Origin of the sequence: Alicyclobacillus fastidiosus, assembly GCF_026651875.1 — a bacterium.
Taxonomy (GTDB): domain Bacteria; phylum Bacillota; class Bacilli; order Alicyclobacillales; family Alicyclobacillaceae; genus Alicyclobacillus; species Alicyclobacillus fastidiosus.
Genome location: NZ_CP104067.1, coordinates 5503100 through 5521603, shown reverse-complemented (window position 1 = coordinate 5521603; position 18504 = coordinate 5503100). Strand labels below are relative to the sequence as shown.

Sequence of the window (18504 nt, the reverse complement as noted above, 5' to 3'; positions counted from 1 at the left end):
TGGTTTAAATTGAGCTTTAACCATCCTGTATAGGCAATCGACAAGGGGCTGTCCTAAAGGTCGTCATCGTTGAGACTTTTGGGGACAGCCCCTAATTTTGTGGGTGCGTGGAGGCGGGGATTCAACGATAAATCAATAATCAGACGGTAGGCTATAGCACGTGAAAGGCGAGATGGGTTTGTCACAAGGTATTTTCTGATAACTCTTCCGAAGCAACGGACCTTCCGTCATGGAGGCATCGCAATGCGCCAGCGAGGTACCACATAGAATGGATTCTGGAGTGACGTCAGTGAATAAGATTCAATTTCGACGCAGGCATGTTTGGTTGGTTCTCATCGGGCTTGTGTCTATCTTCCTCGACTTCTGGAACTTGTCGAAAGATGGATATGGCAACACGTATTACGCGGCAGCCGTAAAGAGCATGTTGCAGAGCTTCCACAACTTCTTCTTTCTTTCGTTCGATCCAGGTGGCTTTATCACCATCGACAAACCTCCCGTCGGCTTTTGGATACAGACGCTTAGCGCGTGGATCTTTGGCTTCCACGGCTGGAGTATTCTAGCGCCAGAAGCGCTGTCTGGCGTGATCTCCGTCCTCTTGATTTACCACCTCGTCGCGAAGCGGCACGGGTACATTCCGGGGCTCATCTCGGCGTTTCTGTTGGCCATTACGCCGCTGTCTGTGGCGACCAACCGCAACAACACCATCGACAGCATTCTCACGACGGCGTGTCTGGTCGCCGCTTTTGCACTGTTGAAAGCCGCCGAAGGCAGACACAGGCTGGCCTGGCTGCTCACGGCCGCCGGAGTGCTCGGCATCGGGTTTAACATCAAGTTCGCCGAAGCGTTTTTGGTCCTACCCGCGTTGATTGCTGGCTACGTATTCGTCAAGGGCATCCGGGTTCGGACCAAAATCGTTCATCTGTTCTTGGCTGCCTGCGTCCTTACGGTCGTGTCGTTCTCGTGGTCGGTCATCGTCGATGCGGTGCCGGCTCAGGACAGACCGTGGGTCGGCAGCACCCAGACGAACAGCGAAGTCAATCTCGCCTTTGGCTACGATGGTATCGAGCGAGTCACAGGAAACTTGATGGGGGCGCACGGTGGCAGCGGGGCGCGAACTGCGGGACATGCAACACAGACTGACTCCGCGAAGGGTCAACGCGCCTACTTGGGGAACAATTCCGGGTCTTCTCAGAATGGCTTCCAATACCACGGTCAAACCAATCGCCCGGCCGGTCAAGGCGGTTTTGGGCAGGGCCAAGGGAAAGGGTATCAGCAAGGGCAGTCGCAATCCTTTGCGAACATGAGTCGCGGGTCGTGGACCGGCGGTGGCAATGACGGATTGCTTCGACTCTTTACTGGCAGTGTGGCTGATCAGATCGGTTGGTGGTTGCCGCTTGGCATCGCTGGCTTTTTCCTCGTGCTGTTCACGTATCTTCGCCGCAAGGCGGATGAGGCGAAGGATTGGCCGTCCGTGGCGATGTGGAGCGTGTGGTTTGCGACCACGGTCCTCTATTTCACCTTCGTCGCCGCACTGCACACGTATTACATGGTGACGATGGCGCCTGCCATCGCGGCGATGATCGGCATCGGTTTTGGCGAAGTGCGCCACTACCTGCATCACAAGTGGCGGGTGGCACTCGGCGTCGTCGTTGTGGTACTAGGCATGGCCGCGTATCAATTGCACCTGGTATGGTCGTACTCCACGTTGCGCGGGACGCTCGCGTTATGGGTTGGAATCGGCGCGGTCCTTGCCTTGGTTGCGCTGATGCTGACGTTTGTCACGAATCGCAAGCGACTATTCAACAGGGTGATGGTCGGTGCATCTCTGTTTAGTGTCGCCGTCATCCCTGCTTATTGGTCATACAGCACGTTGACCTATGCGGGGAACGGATCGGATCCGACCGCTGGGCCCAACGTGTCGCGCAGCGCGGGCAGTCATAATTTCCCCGGAAACTTTGCGGGGTTCGGGCAGACGGGCGCGAATGTGAATGAGAAGTTGTTGAGCCTCCTGAAGAGTCATTATCAAGGCGGCTACTTGCTCGTGACACAAAATGCCACGACCGCGGCGCCCTACATTTTAGCGACAGGACTTCCGGTCATGGCGATGGGCGGATTCCGGGGCACCGATCCGGCCATCACCGCGTCAAAACTACAATCGCTCGCAGAAGCAGGCAAGGTCAAATATTTTCTCGTCTCTGGCGGAAGGACTTCGGCGTCTGGGGCGAATCGAGCGGCGTCTGACAAATATTCATCTGCATTCGGCGGCAGCGGAAACGGGGCAGGCTTTGGGAACTTTGCAGATTGGGCGGATGCTGACTTCAGTGGTTTCCGAGGCGGCAATGCAGCTGGTGGCTATGCGGCCATGGGCGGCTTCGGAGGATTTGGCGCTTCGAGTACACAGTCGCAGAATCTCAGCTGGATCGAGAAAAATTGCAAACTCGTGCCGACATCTGAGTGGGAGGATTCCACAACGGCCAAAACGAGTGGAGACAGCCTCGGTGGCTTCGGAGGATTTGGCGGTTTCGGCGGGGGTACGCAGTTGTACGAGTACGTTGGCAAGACGGCGACGAAATAGACAGGAGGATGAACGGTGGCTAGGAGGATTGTTTCCTACGAGGTGAGTGATCTGACAATGACACAGGGAAAACACAGCGAGTCGCAACGTCCTCTTGTCGACGAGCACGTGCGCATTTCGGTCGTCGTCCCGGTCTACAACGAAGAAGAAGTGATTGTGCAGACGTACTCGCGACTCAAAGATGTGATGGAGACGTTGGGTGACACGTATGAGCTGCTGTTCGTGAACGACGGCAGCCGGGATCAAACGGCCACCATCCTGCGCGGCATCTGCCGCGCAGATGACCGGGTCAAACTCATCAATTTCTCGCGCAATTTTGGGCACCAACTGGCGATTACCGCCGGGATGGATCACGCCGCCGGCGATGCCGTGGTGGTCATCGACGGAGATTTGCAAGATCCACCCGAGTTGATTCCAGTGATGGTCGAGAAGTGGCAACAAGGGTACCAGGTCGTGTACGCCAAGCGCATGGAGCGAAAGGGCGAAACGCGATTTAAGAAGTGGAGTGCGTCGATTTTTTATCGCGTGTTACACCGCCTCACCGACGTGGAGATTCCGGTGGACACTGGCGACTTCCGGCTCATCGATCGGAAAGTTTGCGACGTACTGTCGTCGATGAAGGAGCAGCACCGCTTTATCCGCGGGATGGTCAGTTGGTCTGGGTTTCGGCAGATAGCGGTGGAGTATTCCCGCGACAGCCGCCAGGCCGGCAAGACCAAATACTCGATGAAAAAGATGCTCAGATTGTCGCTGGATGGCATTACATCATTTTCACACGTGCCGATGAAGCTGGCGGGTTATTTAGGGCTGGTGAGCTTTCTGGCCGGGATGGTGTATTTGTTAGCCGTATTGATTGTCCAGCACGCGGCCTCGAGTGTGGATATCCTGACGTTTGTAGCGCTTGTCTTAGGCGGGGTGATCCTCATCTGCATGGGGGTACTAGGAGAGTATATCGGGCGCATTTATGATGAAGTGATGGATAGGCCACTCTATTTGATCGACAGTCGCGAGGGCTTTATGAAGAGGGGGGCCAATTGTGACTGACCGGCCGCACGGGACACGCGCGCCGTTTTCCACCGTTCAGTTGGTAAAATTCGGAGCTGTCGGCGCGTCGAATACGCTCGTCGATCTGCTCCTGTTCATCCTGTTTTACAATGGGCTGCACTTCAACTACATTTGGGCGCACGTGATCTCGTACAGCTGCGGAACGATCAACAGCTTTATCTGGAACAAATATTTCACGTTCGAGCGCAGAAGTACGTTTCAGGGACGGGAGCTCTACAGATTTATTTTGTTGAATGTATGTTCCTTTCTCTTATCGCTGGCCTTTATTTACGGTTTCAATCATTTCCTCAAACTACCAGTCATCATTAGCAAATTAACCTCTATCGTCCTCACGGTGGTGGTAAACTACGTCGGCAGCAAGTACTGGTGCTTTGTGGAGAAGTGATGGGAGCCCGCGAAACGGTGTCAATGAGGTCCGTCCAGACCGCGACTGGAAATGAATTCGCAATGTACCAGTCGATTACGAAAGATGCGTGGTATAACCTTGTTGAATCCCCAAGCATCGGCCGCGTTACCTAATTTTGTGTGGCCTGTAGAGTCCTTGCATAGGGCACGAAACCTTTGAAGATGTGGTTGTTTTTGATAGAGTAGTTGAGGTAGTTACCGTGTCCATGAATATTTGGTGCAGTCGTTGCCACATTATTCATGGATAAAATTGTCTTGTCGTCGTACCGTGGTAGCGACCGGATTGGAGAATCGTTCATCCCAAAAGGAGCGTGTATATATGCGTAAGTCTATGATGTCGACCATCGGAGTATCAGCTTTAGCGTTATTGGTGCTGACTGGCTGTGGAGCAGGCACGAACAATACCAGCAATACGGCGGGCACCTCAAACACGGCGAATGCAAGTGGGGCGGCAAGTACCACGACGACCAAGAATACGTCCGGCGGCGGTAAGACCGTGATTGTTGGCGGACAGCAGTACCAAGGATCGGCGAACCTGAAGAAATACCAGGCTGCGGCCAAGTCGAAGCCAAACAGTGCGCAGGCTCAATTGAACGCAGGTGTGGCCAGCCACGTCAACGGCGATGATGCTGCCGCTATCGCCTACTACAAGAAGGCTATTGCCCTAGATCCGAAGTCGGCCATTGCCTACAACAATATCGGAAACATCTATCTGCGCGACAAGAAGGACGTGAAGACGGCCATCGGTTATTATCAGCAGGCGACAAAGGCTGATCCGACGTACGGATACGGCTGGTGGAACCTGGCGATTGCCGAGTCGCAGGCGGGCAATAATCAGGCTGCACAACAAGCGGTGACGAGCGGACTCAAATCCGTCAAGACGTCTGACCCAGTGTATAAGAGCCTGCAAGCCATGCAGAAGGAACTCAAGTCGAGCAAGTAAACTCGCGTATGCGACATCGTCCCCGACTCGTGTAGCTGTCGAACGTCTGCTCGACAGCTACCGTTCCCCGGACGGGAACTGGTTTCTGGAATGTTTTAACCCATGCGCGAATCCAGTCCTCGGCGGGTGCGGGTGACGCGAGATAGCGTCTGATTTTGCGCATTCGACTAGTGTCTATCCCTGCGTGTCGGCTCACAACTCATTCTCTCCACCACGGCAAACACCTCCCGATGAATTGCGACCCCCTGTGGTAGAAAAAACCCATGATAAAACCTGCTTTTTCAATCCAAATTCAAGGTATCTTAGATATGTTCACTCTCGTATGAGCAGAGAGTTGGATACGAGTGTGGAATTTACCTGTTGTACAAGCTTGTAGACGTAGCTTTGCAAGCGAAGTGGACGGCACAAAGCACAGGAATTTTTAAACATGGGGAGTGCTATGAATCATGGGTGTGAGCTCGCAGGGGAAGTCAGAATTAGTCCAGCCTTTTTTTCGGAAATCACGGCGCAAATGGATTTATACCGGGGCTGCCGTCGTCATTGTGCTTGGTGCAGGGATTCCGCTCACCATGGCAAAGTTACATAGCGGCTCGTCCGTGTCCGCGACGCAATTATACACGGTGGGATACGGCTCGGTGAGCCAGTCCGTCAGCACATCTGGGACGATACAAGCGCCTAGTACGCTAGAACTAGACTTTACATCCTCCAGCTCCCCTGTGACCTCACTGAACGTGAAGGTCGGTCAACAGGTTAAGGCGGGGCAGGTTCTTGCGACAATTGACGACGCCACTCAGAAAATTCAGATCACGCAAGCGGAGTCTGGCGTCAAACAGGCAAATGCAGGTCTCAGTTCCGCCGAGGCAAAACTTGCGCAGGATGAACAGGGGACGAGCACACCGGCCGAGATTTCAACTGACAAACTGAACATCCAAAAGGCGCAGACTGCGGTGAGCCAGGCGCAGGCTGCCTATCAGGTTCAGTTACAGGAATATAACGACCGCACGAGCGAAGAAGCACAGGTACAGTCTGCACAAAACGCCTTAACGCAGGCGCAGGAAGCCCTGAACACCCCAAGCGACACGGTTACGGTCGATCAACAGACGCTCGCCAATGATCAAGCCACACTGCAGCAAGACCAACAGACGCTGCAGTCGGTAGAGTCGCAATACGGCAATGTCACAGAGGCGCAGGTGCAGGCCGCCTATCAGACGCTCCAAACGGCGGAAGACAGGGAGAACGGGTGGGCGAACGGCGGCTACACTGGGACAAATCCGTACAGCACACAGGTGAGTACCGCACAAAGCGAATATAGCGACTTGGAAACGGCCTATAACGCCATTCAGAGCGCACAAAGCCAAGTGACCAAAGATCAGCAGGCAGTTCAGTCAGATCAGACGAAGTTGGCAAATGACCAGGCGAACGAGTCGTCGACAGAGCAGAAGAATCAAGAGGCGGTCACTGAGGCGCAACAGAATTTGAAGACCGCAGAAGCCGAATACAACGATCGGACGAGCGCAGAGGCCTCTCTTCAGAGTGCGAAGAACGCGATTACCACGGCGCAACAAAACCTGCAGGCTGCGCAACTGCAGTTGACGAATGACGAGCAGCCGGTCACTGCGGCGACCATCACATCGGACGAGTCCAGTGTCGCCAGTGCCCAGGCTTCCGTCGCGAACGCCGAGGCATCCCTGCAATCCGCGCAGCTGGCGGACAGTGAAACCGTTCTGAAAGCGCCGATTAGCGGGGTCATTACAGCCGTCAACGGGCAGGTGGGGGAGACCCCGGGCCAGGGAAGCAGCAGTAGTTCGAGTAGCTCCGGGTCATCGTCGGGATCGAGTGGGTTTATCGAGATGGAAGACTTGAATGCGAAGGATCTGCAGGTCAATTTACAAGTGAGCGAATCGCAGATCGGCTCCATCAAGGCAGGGCAGTCCGTGACCTTCACGGCGACGGCATACCCGAGCGACAGCTTCACGGGGACCATCACTCAGGTGTACCCGACGCCGCAGGTCGTTTCCAACGTGACGGAATATACCGTCATGGCTACCATCGACAACTCAACCGGGAAACTGAAGCCTGGTATGAGTGTGAGTGCGACGATTCAGACGGCAGAGGACACCCACGTGTTGACGGTGCCGGCCATCGCGTTGCACCAGCTGGGTTCTATCGAGGGCGTCTACGTCCAGGGGACGAAATCCACTAGCGCCTCTGCGAACTCGGCCTTCAAAGGTGGTTGGAGCACAGGGACGAGCGGAAATTCTACGGCGAGCGGCAACTGGGCCGGAGGCCAGACTGCGAATTCCACTGGGCAGTCCGGTGCAGGCAGCACGGGAACGCACGGAAATTGGGCAGGCGGTTCGACGAATGGAAGTGGGTACGCCGGCGCGTCTTCCCGGACATCCTCCAGTGCATCGAAAGCGAAAGGCAATTCTTTGATCCCGGCCGGATTCTACTTCCAACCTGTTGGGGTCGGCCTGATGGGAAGCAGTTCCGTCGAGATCACGAGTGGACTGAAAGCCGGTCAAAAAATCCTCCTCGAACTGCCTAGCGAGACGGCATCCGCTACGGTTGCGGCGAGCAGCAGCAGCAGTGGCTTTTCGGGCCGCGGATTTGGCGGCGGCGGCTACGGTGGAGGCGGCTATGGCGGCGGTACCTTTGCCGGCGGGGCTGTTCGAAGCGGCGGTGCCGCAGGCGGAGGGCGCGGGTGATGGGCGCCCTGATTGAAATTCGCGATTTGGTTCGCGAGTACGTCATTGGCGGTCAGATCATCCGCGCTTTGGACGGCGTGGACCTCACGGTCGAGCAGGGGGAATTCGTGGCCATTATGGGCCCGTCCGGTTCCGGCAAATCGACGGCGATGAACATGATTGGCTGCCTAGATCTGCCCACGTCTGGACAGTACGTGATCGACGGATTTAGCGTTTCCTCTCTCTCTGAAGACCAACTTGCGGACTTGCGCAATCGAAAAATCGGATTTGTCTTTCAGAGTTTTAACCTGCTGCCGAAGACCACTGCGCTCGAGAACGTGGAGCTGCCGATGATGTATGCGGGGGTTCCTGCGCGTGCACGACGGCAACGGGCGATGGAGGCGCTCGCGAGGGTCGGCCTTGCCGACCGCATGCACAATCGACCGAATGAGCTCTCGGGCGGCCAGCAACAGCGCGTGTCCATCGCGCGAGCACTCGTGAACAACCCTGTTCTTCTCCTGGCGGACGAACCCACCGGTGCGTTGGACAGTCACACGACAGAGGAAATTTTGACGTTGTTCGAGGAGCTTCATGCCCAGGGCAATACCATCGTCATCGTGACGCACGAGGATGAAGTGGGGCGCCGGGCGAAGCGGATTGTTCGATTCCGCGATGGACGGGTCGAATCCGATACGCAAAACGAGCGCAAAGAGGCGGTGTCGCATCATGTGGATTGAAATCCTGCGTGTGTCTTGGCGGAGCATTCGTTCCAATAAGATGCGCTCCTTCCTCACCATGCTCGGCATTATTATCGGCGTCATGGCCGTCGTCTTAAGTTCGGCCATTGGCATGGGCGCAAAGGATAATATCACGAAGCAGGTCGAGGGCCTCGGGTCGAACGTGCTCACGATTATGCCGGGTTCGACGAGTTCGGGTGGGGTCAGTCAGGGATTTGGCAGCGCCTCGACCCTGACCACAACCGACGCCACGGCGATTCAACAGCAGGACCCTGACGTCGAGTACGTGGCACCGCTCGTTTCGCACACGGCACAGGTGGTGTACGGCGCGAACAACACGAATACCGCCATCGAGGGGACCAACGAGCAGTACCCTCAGATTAAAAACCTGACGATGGCAGAAGGCCGCTTTTTCCTGCAGGAGGAAGTGAACTCTGCGGCAAACGTGGCGGTGTTAGGCAGCCAAGTCGAACAGACGCTGTTCTCGGGTACAGGCACCAACCCGATTGGGCAGACGATTGAAATTCAGGGGATACCGTTTACCGTGATTGGCGTGGCGGCGAGTCAAGGCACGAGTGGATTCACCAACCAGGACGACGCGATTGCCATCCCAATCACGACGGCTGTGAACCTCCTGACCGGATCGGACAGCGTGAACCAAATTCTCGCTTCTGCCAGTTCGGCGCAGGTGATGGATCAGGCACAGCTCGAGATTGAGTCCACGTTGCGCGTGCAGCACCAGCTTTCGGCAAGCACCGCCGACGACTTTACGATTCAGAACCAGGCCACCATCTTGAGTACGCTCAGTGGCGTCACCAAGGTGTTGACGATGCTGCTCGACGGCATCTCGGCCATCTCGCTGTTGGTCGGGGGTATCGGCATCATGAACATCATGCTGGTGTCCGTTACTGAGCGCACGCGCGAAATCGGCATACGCAAGGCGATTGGTGCTCGCAAGAGCAGTATTTCGACGCAGTTCCTCTTGGAGTCCTTGACGTTGAGCTTGGCGGGGGCGATCATCGGGCTACTCGTGGCGGGCACGGGTGCCGAAGTCGTCGCGAGGCTGATGAAGACGGGCAACCTGCTCTCGGTGGACGCCATCGCCTTGGCCGTGGTTTTTTCCATCGCCATCGGCATTGTCTTTGGCGTGTATCCGGCGCGCAAAGCGGCGAATCTCAAACCGATTGACGCGTTGCGGTTCGAGTAACACGACTTCTTTGCAAAGGGGCAAATCGGTGACGATTTGTCCCTTTCTCAATCTTTTTTCAAGCATATTGGTTTAAGATCAATCTCAACTCACCTCTAATCTGGTTGGTTTACCACAGAGGTTCGTGTTGTATTTGTTGCACAGGGCGATTTTGTCGGCTGTCTGAGGCATCCGACGAAATCGCCCGCTTTCGTGTTTGAGGACGCGGCAGCGCGAGAACGAGATGGGGAGGCGTAAAAGTCTGCACGTGTGGGGAGTGCGCGAGATGCGTACAAAAAGGGCAACCCTGACGGGTTGCCCAAGCATCGAGGCTAGTTTGTCGCAGAGCCGTTCGCTGTTCGATTGCCCCAGTTCCCAGCGTGTGGGGGGCGCTGTGGCAGTCCTTTTCGTTCAATCGTGGTTTTGATGGTGGAGTCGTAGCGACTGATCATCTGTTGTTCCTGGCTGGAGCTTATCTTGCCGCTCTTGACGAGGCTATCCATCTGTTTTTTGAAACTTGCCTCGAGGTCTTTGGTTAACGTAGCCTCGCTGATCCCCTTGCTCGAGGCGATTTGAGCTATGGATTTATTCGCCTTCAAATCGTTTTGCAGGGTCGTGGTCGATATCCCTAGGATCTTGGCCACGTTCGCGTTGTCTGCCATCCCCATCCCCATGCCATATCCGCCTTTGAAGTTCCCGTGGCCACTGGTGCTCCATGCTTGGCCCGTTTGATTGCTGCTCGCCGCGGAGTTGGCCGCGCCAGCGGCGGATTGCGTTCCACACGCGGTAGTGAGAGCGAGCAACCCAATGGTCAAGCCACAAACGACAATTCCTTTACGTGCGCTCATCTGATCTTCCCCTTGATAGAATTCTTATTCTAGCGATCGCTACTGTACTGGTGGAGCATTGAAAAATGATACAAATTAGGCCATCGCTACGCCGATAACTTCAACAGATCATCGACAATTCAATGGGAATTAAATCTATCTACTCTATTCTGCTAGAATGTAAAGGAAATCTAGCCAACCCCCGTTGACAACTCTCATTCATCTTGGGCAATTCCCATCATCTTGGAGGTTTACAATGAAGTTTAGGCGTTTTCTCGTTGTCAGCACATTCCCCATGCTTTTATCCGTCGCGACGCCCATCGTAGCATACGCGCAAACGACGGAACCCACCGTCCAGACCGGGTCGACCGGCTCAGCCGTCGTGACCCTGCAAAAGGACTTAAACTCTCTAGGTTATTCCGTCGGCTCGGTAGACGGGGATTTTGGTCCTATGACACGCAGCGGCGTCGAAACATTTCAGCGCGCGCATGGCCTCACAGTGGACGGTATCGTCGGACCAGAGACGTGGGGCGCGATTCTATCGGCGGTAAATGGCCGATCGTTCAGTAATGTAGACCTGCGCTATTCCGCACCAAGCTCTATCAATGCGAACAGCATCAATACGTTCTTGAGCAAGAACGGCTCGCCAATGACAGGTTTGGGCCAATCGTTTATCAATGCCCAGAACACGTATGGCGTGGATGCAAACTATCTCGTCTCGCACGCAATTTTAGAGAGCGCGTGGGGAAAGAGTCAGATTGCACTGGCGAAGAACAACCTGTTCGGGTATGGCGCATACGATGCAAACCCGGGCGACGACGCAGGAATGTTCCCGAGCGACGCCTACGCGATTCAATTTCAGGCGTGGGAAGTTCGAAACAATTATTTGAACCCAGGTGGCAGCGAATACGTGTCGCCAACACTCAACGGCATGAACGTAAACTACGCGACGGACCCCAATTGGGCGAACAGCATCGCGACACTGATGAACGAGCTCGCTACCTCCAGCGGATCGAGTGTCAGTGATTACACACAGTACCCTTCTAGCACATCCGTGCCGCAGCCAAAGAGCAATGTCGAGCCGGCGTATAATCTCAACGGCGCCACTGGCACCACCGCATCCAATGCGTATTACGGCGGCGTGCCGTATTACCCGAGCACGAGCGCTGGGATCTCCGATATGTACTTCGCTACTCTCCAAAATGGGAGTTCCGGCGAGGACGTAACGGAGGTTCAGAGGTACTTGAACGCACAGATTGGCGCGAAGCTGACGGTCGATGGACAGTATGGGCCTGCCACTGCGGCTGCCGTGAAAGAGTTTGAGGCCAAGCACGGATTGAAACAGGACGGCGTCTGGAGCTATTCGATGTGGACCACTTACATATACACAGGTTCCGCTCCGACGATACCTACAGGGCAGTCTGTTCAAATCGATGAAATCGAGCAGGGGATGGCAGGTCCCTACGTGGTGCCTTGGTATCACGTCGCAAACCGAGGTTGGGTTGACTCTCAATACGTGAAGTTTACTAACGTATACCGTGTCACAGTGCGGAATCAAACGAGCACCAGCACGTCCATCCCCGTGTACAGTTCCAGTGACGAGACACAGCAGATTGCGACGCTGCACAACGGCGATTTCGTCGTCGCACAGTCGGCCAGTGCAACCAATGGATTCTATCAAATTCAAGTGAGTACACAGGCCTACGATTCGAGTAGCGGAGGTACTCCGCTGACCGGCTACATTTCGTCGCAGGTGGCAAGTTTGACGGCGCAGCAGTAAGCCATTCGCGGAAGGGGGCGCATCAACACGTACCTTTTCCCGGCAAAGAGTCAGTTCACGGCGCTCTGAATTGTTGAGGGGGTAAATACATTGAAATCGAACTATAAATGGTTAGTCTCTGGCGTTGCGCTGAGTCTACTTGTCGCGACAGGTTGTGGGGAGCAAGCGACAACTCCAAGTGCGTCAGAGAGCACGGCGAATACGTCGGCGAATACGACTTCCAGTGTAAACAACGATACGGCGAATACGGCCGCGTCGAACGACGCGAATGGCACGGGGTCAGCGTCGAACACAGACCAAAATTCGACGACGGGTTCCAGCGACAATCCGACGACCAGTGGCTCGAACAGCTCCAGCGTCGACTACGTGAACTACACAAACCCCCGTTTTGGGTTTTCACTGAGCGTGCCTGCCGCCTATCAAAAGGGGCCAGCGCCGGAAGACGGCGACGGACAGGGTTGGTCGACGGATAACAATTCGGTGACCGTCCGGGCGTTTGGCCAATACAACGTCCAACACGAAACCGTGAAGAGTGTCGCGGCGAGTCTCACAGCCAACGAGCAGGTGACGTATCAACAAAGCGGATCGAACTGGTGTGTGGTCTCAGGCTACGAAGGGTCGAACATCGTCTATGAGAAAGTATTCGTGGGGGGCACCAACCTGTACGAACTCCAGATTCAATACCCGAAGTCCGAGCAGAGTCAGTATGGGGCAATCACGAGTGCAATCTCAAACTCGTTCCAACCTGGTTCTTTAACATAAGACTCGTGTAGACAGATCTAGGAGGAACTATGGACAAGCGACATCTGATGTGGCTTATGACGACGCTGACGTTCGTCGCCCTAGGGATGGTACCGGCGATGCCTCGCGTATTGGCGGACGCGGTCGATCCGGCAGCGACCCAGCAAGACTTGACGAACCTTGGCACCGTTTCGACGACGGTGACCGGGTTGGCTGATTCTGTCTTTGAAGAGGATGAACAAAAGTATCAGCACTATGCGCTCACCGATGACTTCAATTGGACCGGATTTTGTCATCAAGGCGGGCGCGACGTCACGATTCAGTTTCCGAACCCGGTAGATGTTCAGCACGTCGAGATCACGATGGAGCAAAACGCGGCACAAGGGATCTATTATCCGAGCGACGTGCAATTTGAAGCCTACTCGAACGGTCAGTGGTACTCGCTCGCAACGCAACCTACCAGTATTCCAGAGAGCGATGATACAAACACGACGCAGGTCTTTCAGTTCAACAGCAGCGCCGGTATAGAAACGGACGAGATTCGCCTGTCGTTCCCGGTCAACCTGTTTGTCTTTGCGCGGGGGTTGGATATCGCGGGAAGTACCACATCTGTGGGCGCGCTGCCAACGTCCCTCGTGGTGCCAGCGCAGTCGACGTCGGTCGGGGCGTTGACGCCGAACGCCCTCAACGCGCACGGGATTGCCAATATGCTGCTCGTGCCGACCGGGAGCTACGGCCCACTTGGAACGTGGTCCGAAGGGGATTTTGTGCCGATGCTGGAATACATCAATCCCTCGGGACAAGCAGTCGCGCCCTTGTTTGACACGATGTTGTTCTCCCCGTATGCCAACGTCCCTGACACTGTCGACGGTTGGACGGCGTACTTAAACGACTTGTTTCAACCGGGTCAGCAACTGAGCGCACTGAACGGGGCCGTTGCGTTGGCGAACGAGTCTCTCAACAGGCCCGGCTACAAAGAGAAGGTCGTCTTGTCCATACCGTATTTTCCGTATGGGGCAGTCAATTTCGGGTCGGTCGACGGGCAACTGCTCGACTTCGATGGTACGGCGGCCGACCCGGACGCTTTGAACGCGAGAGATGCGGCGATGAGCTGGTATGTCAACACGCTGCTCAATGAGTGGAGATCCGCCAACTATCAGAACTTGGAGCTGGTTGGCCTGTATTGGGACCACGAGCAGTTCAATCCGGGTCTCCCCGGCGAGCAACAGATCTTTGAGCAGGCACAGATGTTGGCTCACAGCAATGGCTTACCGCTGTTCTGGATCCCGTTTTATGGCGCGAACGGCACTTCCCAGTGGCAGACCTTGGGCCTTGACACCGCGTGGTTGCAACCGAACTATATCGAACAAGGTGCTGGTGCAAACATCAACCGCATCAGCAACGCGGAGAAAATTGCCACACACAACGGCATGGGCATCGAGGTTGAACTCACTGCGCTCGACGCGACGACAGAGTCGCTCTATCAGACGTTTCTCAATGAGCTTAGCAACGACGGATTTGGTTCGAACAACGTGTCACACGCGTATTACGACGGATCTAAGCTATTGCTCGACGCGGAACAGTCCGCGAATCCGGCAGAGCGTCAGGTCTACGACGAAACGGCGGCGTTTATGCTGCATTGAGGCGGGGAGCGCTCCTCGTGCAGTGTCGGAACGGCGCACGGCGCAGAGACAGGCGTTTGCGGTTCGCCGTTCACCTATGAAACAAGGGCCGAAAGTGAGTTACATCACTTTCGGCCCTTGTTTGGTTGACGGCCAAGCTAGTTGGTTTAACGCATCCTTTCAATCTTACAGTCGAATATAAGTGCCAGATATGTCGCCGAGCTCATCTTTCACATTTTTTGTATCGAAGATGATCTTGGCGTTTTCCCCGATGATGGTGTAGTCGATATCCGAGTGGTCCGTCGCAATGACGACCATGTCGGCTTCACGAATCGCCTCTTCGACATTGTGCGTGACAGAATAGTAGTCGCGTCCGTTCACGTGAACTTTCTTGATATGGTTGTCCCAGATCTGGATGCGCGCGCCGAGTTGTCTAAGCCCCTCGATAAGGTCGAGTGCAGGCGATTCCCGCACGTCGCTCACGTCTTTCTTATAGGCGACGCCGACAATGAAGATCCGGCGTCCCTCCACGGGAAGTTTCATACTGTTGAATACTTCGAGGATCCGCCGGCAGGTGTACTGTGGCATGCGGCAGTTGATATCTCCCGCCGTCTCGATCATCCGACTCTGCAGGTTGAGTGATCGGACTTTCCAGCTCAAATAATAGGGATCGACAGGAATACAGTGCCCTCCGACGCCGCTGCTTGGGTAGAATGGCATGAAGCCAAACGGCTTTGTACTTGCAGCGTTTATGACTTCCCAAATGTCGATGTCCATATCGCGGCACAAGAGGGCCATCTCGTTTGCGAACCCGATGTTGACGTAGCGGAATGAGTTTTCGTAAATCTTGGCCATCTCTGCCACTTTTGGCGATGACACCTGGACGGCGTTTTGCCCAAAGTACAAGCGGGCCAACTCGCCACAGGTCTGTGTCACGCCGCCGACGACGGTGGGGGTGTTTTCGACCCCGTATTCCTTGTTCGCTGGGTCGATCCGCTCTGGAGAATACGCGACAAATACGTTTTCCCCGACGCGAAACCCTTTCTCTTCGAGCATCGGGACGAGGATTTCCTCGGTGGTACCTGGATATGTGGTGCTTTCCAGGACGACCAGCGCCCCTTCTTGAATGTGGCGGGCGACCTCTGCGCACGCGCTCTCGACAAAGCGCAAGTCCGGTTGCTTGTATTCGTTAATCGGCGTTGGCACGCAAATGACGATGACGTCCGCACTCGCCAGGCAGCGGGGGTGATTCGACGCCGTGAGCCGTTTCTTTTCCACCAGTTCTGAGAGCAACTCGGAATCCACGTCTTCGATGTAGCTTCGACCCTCTAAAATGGCGGCCACTTTATCGGCGGACAGGTCGAGTCCAATCACCTGATACCCTTCTTTTGCCTTTGCCACGGCATTGGGCAGACCGACGTATCCGAGTCCGACAATGGCTACGGTAGCGTTCTTGGCGCGAATCTTGTAGCGTAACAAGTCTGCGATTGCATTCGTGTCATGAATAGAAATGGCCATCTCTCATCACTCCATGTTCGATTTATCGGGTTCCCCAGCCAGTCACTCGCAAAGTCAAAAGGGCGTACAGCCGCAGTGGAAACAGCAGGCCTAGATGAACCATTCCGTAGATGGGCGCAAGAATGAACACCCATGGACGCTTGAGAATGTAGTACACGTTTCGAGCATAGGCAGACAAACATACATAGGCGCCATAGTAACCGAGTAACACGTATCCTATCGTGTGTGCTTTCAAGATGATGCCTGCGAAGAGTGCAATTCCAAACGTGATCCACAAGAGCATTTCGAAGAGGACCCACACGAGTACCTTGGGCTTTTTCAGCCCTAACTTAAAGGCGAGCAGGCTTTCCCGGAAAAAGGACTTATTCCAGCGAATCTGTTGTTTCACAAACTGTCTCAGCGTGGGCGGAACGTCGGTCAAACACACCGCCATCTGTTGATAAACCGTCTTGCCGCGCTCGATGGCGTAGTTCGTCAGACATCGGTCATCGCCGAACTGAACGGGCTCGCCGAGAAACGTTTGATTCCGATACCGTTCGAGGTTATCGAGAATCACCTGCTTGCGATAACAGCTGATTGGCCCGGAACAGACGAGGACATTTCCCGTCACGGACTGAGCGGCGCGCTCTACCCGAAAGGCGTTGTCATAGCGCATATCGAGCAGTCGAGTAAGCCAGGATTCCTTACGGTTGCGCGCATTGATGTGCCCGGTGACGGCCATGGTCATCTCGTCGTTGAACGGTATCAGCATCTCTTCGACGGCATTCGGGTAGATGTAACCGTCCGAGTCGGTGGTGAAGATGATGTCGCCTGTGGCGCGCTCAAATCCGTATATTTGTGCGTGCCGCTTGCCGCGGTTGTCACTGTATCGGTGTACGTGAAGATGCTCTGCCTCGCACGCTTCCTTCAGCAGTTGAACCGCATGGTATGCAGAGAGATCTTGACTGCCGTCGTCGATAAAGAAGATCTCGTGGATGGGGTACGTTTGCTTCAAGAGACTCTCCACGGTACTGACAGCGGCTTCGGCTTTCTCGTTGTACGACGGGACGATGACGGTGACCTTTACGTCAGGGGGAGTACCTCTAAATGGTTTGTAAAAAAACGAGAGGATCATCTTTCCTAACAGATAGGTGACCATGACCGACCCGTAAATGCCGAGCATAAAGTCTAACCGGCCATGCGCCTTCGAATTCACGTAGAGCATCGAAGATACAAATGCCAAAAATAAGAAGATTACGAATAGACGTGCAACGAAAGACTCGCTCTTTTGTCGCTGTAACCCTACAGAGTCGTTGGTTGTTTGTATCATCGTGAGCTCCTTTGAGTTCGTCTAATGGCTCGAATAGACATGGACGTAATCTACGTCCATGAAGGTTGGGAACTTCGTCTGTGAAGATGGAGATCTCGCCATCGGACCGCCGACTGCCGTGTTGATGGTGAGGTACATCGGCTCGTCAGGCACGTGTTTCGTGATTTGATAGATCTCGGTTCCGTCGATGTACCAGGACAGTGAATTCGGCTTCCAAACGAGCTCGTACGTGTGGAATCCTTGCGAGAGGTCGTACGGCATTCGCATCATGGTCCCGACGTTCTCTCCCGCACCGTGTGCGGCGCCATGGAAGGCCACGTATGCATCGTGAGGCTTGGAGCCCACGAACTCGAGTACATCGATCTCGGGATAGACGGGACGATTGACTGGTTTCAGCCAGAGGGCTGGAAATAAGCCCTGTCCGGAGGGCATTTTAGCGCGGATTTCCACGGTTCCGTATGTAAATTGGAACGAGTTCTTCGTGTCCAGCCGGCCGGACACATAGTCTTTACCATCCAGCGATGCCTTGTCCGTCTCGATCACTAGGTTTCCGTTTTTCACATAGACATTTTTCGCCGAGTAGGATTGAAGTTGTCCACCATACGGCCATGCTTGATTGAACGTATGCCAGGTGTGTGCCCGCAGACTTTCGTCAAAATCGTCGCTGAAGGTCAGCGGTGACGTGATCTTGGGCGGAGTCTGGGATAGGACTGTGGTGGATGTGTCCCGTTGAACGAATTTCTTGTAGGCAAATGCAGCTGGGCCTAGAAGAATTACGAAACACGTCGCCGGTAACCAGATCTTCGTGCTAAACCCGCGCATTGAGGCCCCCCTCTAGCAGGGTTCGCGGGGGTGGTAGTCTGTAATTCACAACCAATCCTCCCTTCTTGTTCGACAGCCTTCATGGTCATTCGCCACAAATATACATACTGACCACTTTGAGTGTTTTTTGAGGGTCATGGCAGAAATCGGTGTTGGAAACACCTTCACTAGTTTCATAAAATCGCCGAATACCCCCGGTCTCAGCCACCAAAATAGGACTTTTTTTGGTCGTCAGTTCAACTACCTCAACGAGAAACAAAAAGCCGCACCGCCGCCTGCTTGTGAGC

14 protein-coding genes are annotated in these 18504 nt (G+C 54.8%); 10 read left to right on the top strand and 4 right to left on the bottom strand.

Annotated elements, in window-relative coordinates; all coding sequences use genetic code 11:
- Nucleotides 1-289 precede the first annotated feature (289 nt).
- The 7 genes from NZD89_RS26825 (at nucleotide 290) to NZD89_RS26795 (ending at nucleotide 9619) form a co-directional block, all read left to right on the top strand.
- Nucleotides 290-2575, top strand: coding sequence for an ArnT family glycosyltransferase (locus NZD89_RS26825; protein ID WP_268005685.1), 2286 nt, complete (start codon nucleotides 290-292; stop codon nucleotides 2573-2575).
- A gap of 15 nt (nucleotides 2576-2590) precedes the next feature.
- Nucleotides 2591-3619, top strand: a complete 1029-nt coding sequence (locus NZD89_RS26820; protein ID WP_268005684.1) for a glycosyltransferase family 2 protein — start codon at nucleotides 2591-2593, stop codon at nucleotides 3617-3619.
- Nucleotides 3612-4025 (top strand): GtrA family protein, encoded by a 414-nt coding sequence (locus NZD89_RS26815; protein WP_268005683.1) that lies wholly within the window; start codon nucleotides 3612-3614, stop codon nucleotides 4023-4025. The genes NZD89_RS26820 and NZD89_RS26815 overlap by 8 nt, the downstream gene beginning before the upstream one ends.
- A 339-nt stretch (nucleotides 4026-4364) precedes the next feature.
- Complete coding sequence (locus tag NZD89_RS26810; RefSeq protein ID WP_268005682.1) at nucleotides 4365-4988, top strand: tetratricopeptide repeat protein; 624 nt, start codon at nucleotides 4365-4367, stop codon at nucleotides 4986-4988.
- A gap of 446 nt (nucleotides 4989-5434) precedes the next feature.
- A complete protein-coding gene (locus tag NZD89_RS26805) occupies nucleotides 5435-7696 on the top strand; it encodes a biotin/lipoyl-binding protein (protein WP_268005681.1) in 2262 nt (753 codons plus the stop codon).
- Entirely contained in the window at nucleotides 7696-8412 is a 717-nt protein-coding gene (locus NZD89_RS26800; protein WP_268005680.1) for an ABC transporter ATP-binding protein, read from the top strand. Before NZD89_RS26805 ends, NZD89_RS26800 begins: the two co-directional genes overlap by 1 nt.
- Complete coding sequence (locus NZD89_RS26795) at nucleotides 8399-9619, top strand: ABC transporter permease (protein WP_268008631.1); 1221 nt, start codon at nucleotides 8399-8401, stop codon at nucleotides 9617-9619. The genes NZD89_RS26800 and NZD89_RS26795 overlap by 14 nt, the downstream gene beginning before the upstream one ends.
- Before the next feature lie 311 nt (nucleotides 9620-9930).
- Here the strand turns inward: NZD89_RS26795 and NZD89_RS26790 are convergent, their stop codons facing one another.
- The gene (locus tag NZD89_RS26790) at nucleotides 9931-10446 is read right to left on the bottom strand and encodes a hypothetical protein (RefSeq protein WP_268005679.1); all 516 of its coding nucleotides are present in this window, start codon (nucleotides 10444-10446) and stop codon (nucleotides 9931-9933) included.
- A 235-nt stretch (nucleotides 10447-10681) separates the two neighbouring features.
- Between NZD89_RS26790 and NZD89_RS26785 the strand changes: the two genes are divergently transcribed.
- The 3 genes from NZD89_RS26785 to NZD89_RS26775 all read left to right on the top strand — a co-directional run bounded on the left by NZD89_RS26785 (nucleotide 10682) and on the right by NZD89_RS26775 (nucleotide 14589).
- Nucleotides 10682-12205, top strand: coding sequence for a peptidoglycan-binding protein (locus NZD89_RS26785; protein ID WP_268005678.1), 1524 nt, complete (start codon nucleotides 10682-10684; stop codon nucleotides 12203-12205).
- Between the two features lie 90 nt (nucleotides 12206-12295).
- Nucleotides 12296-12967: a hypothetical protein gene (locus NZD89_RS26780; protein ID WP_268005677.1), complete on the top strand. Its 672-nt coding sequence runs from the start codon at nucleotides 12296-12298 to the stop codon at nucleotides 12965-12967.
- A gap of 29 nt (nucleotides 12968-12996) precedes the next feature.
- Complete coding sequence (locus NZD89_RS26775) at nucleotides 12997-14589, top strand: DUF4855 domain-containing protein (RefSeq protein WP_268005676.1); 1593 nt, start codon at nucleotides 12997-12999, stop codon at nucleotides 14587-14589.
- Between the two features lie 165 nt (nucleotides 14590-14754).
- Here NZD89_RS26775 and NZD89_RS26770 read toward each other — a convergent pair whose 3' ends face one another.
- From NZD89_RS26770 to NZD89_RS26760, 3 genes are read right to left on the bottom strand one after another with little or no spacing between them, the layout of a single operon-like run.
- Nucleotides 14755-16086: a nucleotide sugar dehydrogenase gene (locus tag NZD89_RS26770; RefSeq protein ID WP_268005675.1), complete on the bottom strand. Its 1332-nt coding sequence runs from the start codon at nucleotides 16084-16086 to the stop codon at nucleotides 14755-14757.
- Nucleotides 16087-16108: 22 nt separating this feature from the next.
- Nucleotides 16109-17395: a glycosyltransferase gene (locus tag NZD89_RS26765; protein ID WP_284285929.1), complete on the bottom strand. Its 1287-nt coding sequence runs from the start codon at nucleotides 17393-17395 to the stop codon at nucleotides 16109-16111.
- Between the two features lie 21 nt (nucleotides 17396-17416).
- A complete protein-coding gene (locus NZD89_RS26760) occupies nucleotides 17417-18217 on the bottom strand; it encodes a glycoside hydrolase family 16 protein (protein ID WP_268005674.1) in 801 nt (266 codons plus the stop codon).
- Between the last annotated feature and the right edge of the window lie 287 nt (nucleotides 18218-18504).

What these genes read in the sequence shown, in the direction of transcription:
- NZD89_RS26810 (WP_268005682.1), top strand. Translation starts at nt 4,365, where the DNA reads ATGCGTAAGTCTATGATGTCGACCATCGGAGTATCAGCTTTAGCGTTA.
- NZD89_RS26805 (WP_268005681.1), top strand. Translation starts at nt 5,435, where the DNA reads ATGGGTGTGAGCTCGCAGGGGAAGTCAGAATTAGTCCAGCCTTTTTTT.
- NZD89_RS26800 (WP_268005680.1), top strand. Translation starts at nt 7,696, where the DNA reads ATGGGCGCCCTGATTGAAATTCGCGATTTGGTTCGCGAGTACGTCATT.
- NZD89_RS26790 (WP_268005679.1), bottom strand. Translation starts at nt 10,446, where the DNA reads ATGAGCGCACGTAAAGGAATTGTCGTTTGTGGCTTGACCATTGGGTTG.
- NZD89_RS26785 (WP_268005678.1), top strand. Translation starts at nt 10,682, where the DNA reads ATGAAGTTTAGGCGTTTTCTCGTTGTCAGCACATTCCCCATGCTTTTA.
- NZD89_RS26775 (WP_268005676.1), top strand. Translation starts at nt 12,997, where the DNA reads ATGGACAAGCGACATCTGATGTGGCTTATGACGACGCTGACGTTCGTC.
- NZD89_RS26770 (WP_268005675.1), bottom strand. Translation starts at nt 16,086, where the DNA reads ATGGCCATTTCTATTCATGACACGAATGCAATCGCAGACTTGTTACGC.
- NZD89_RS26765 (WP_284285929.1), bottom strand. Translation starts at nt 17,395, where the DNA reads ATGATACAAACAACCAACGACTCTGTAGGGTTACAGCGACAAAAGAGC.
- NZD89_RS26760 (WP_268005674.1), bottom strand. Translation starts at nt 18,217, where the DNA reads ATGCGCGGGTTTAGCACGAAGATCTGGTTACCGGCGACGTGTTTCGTA.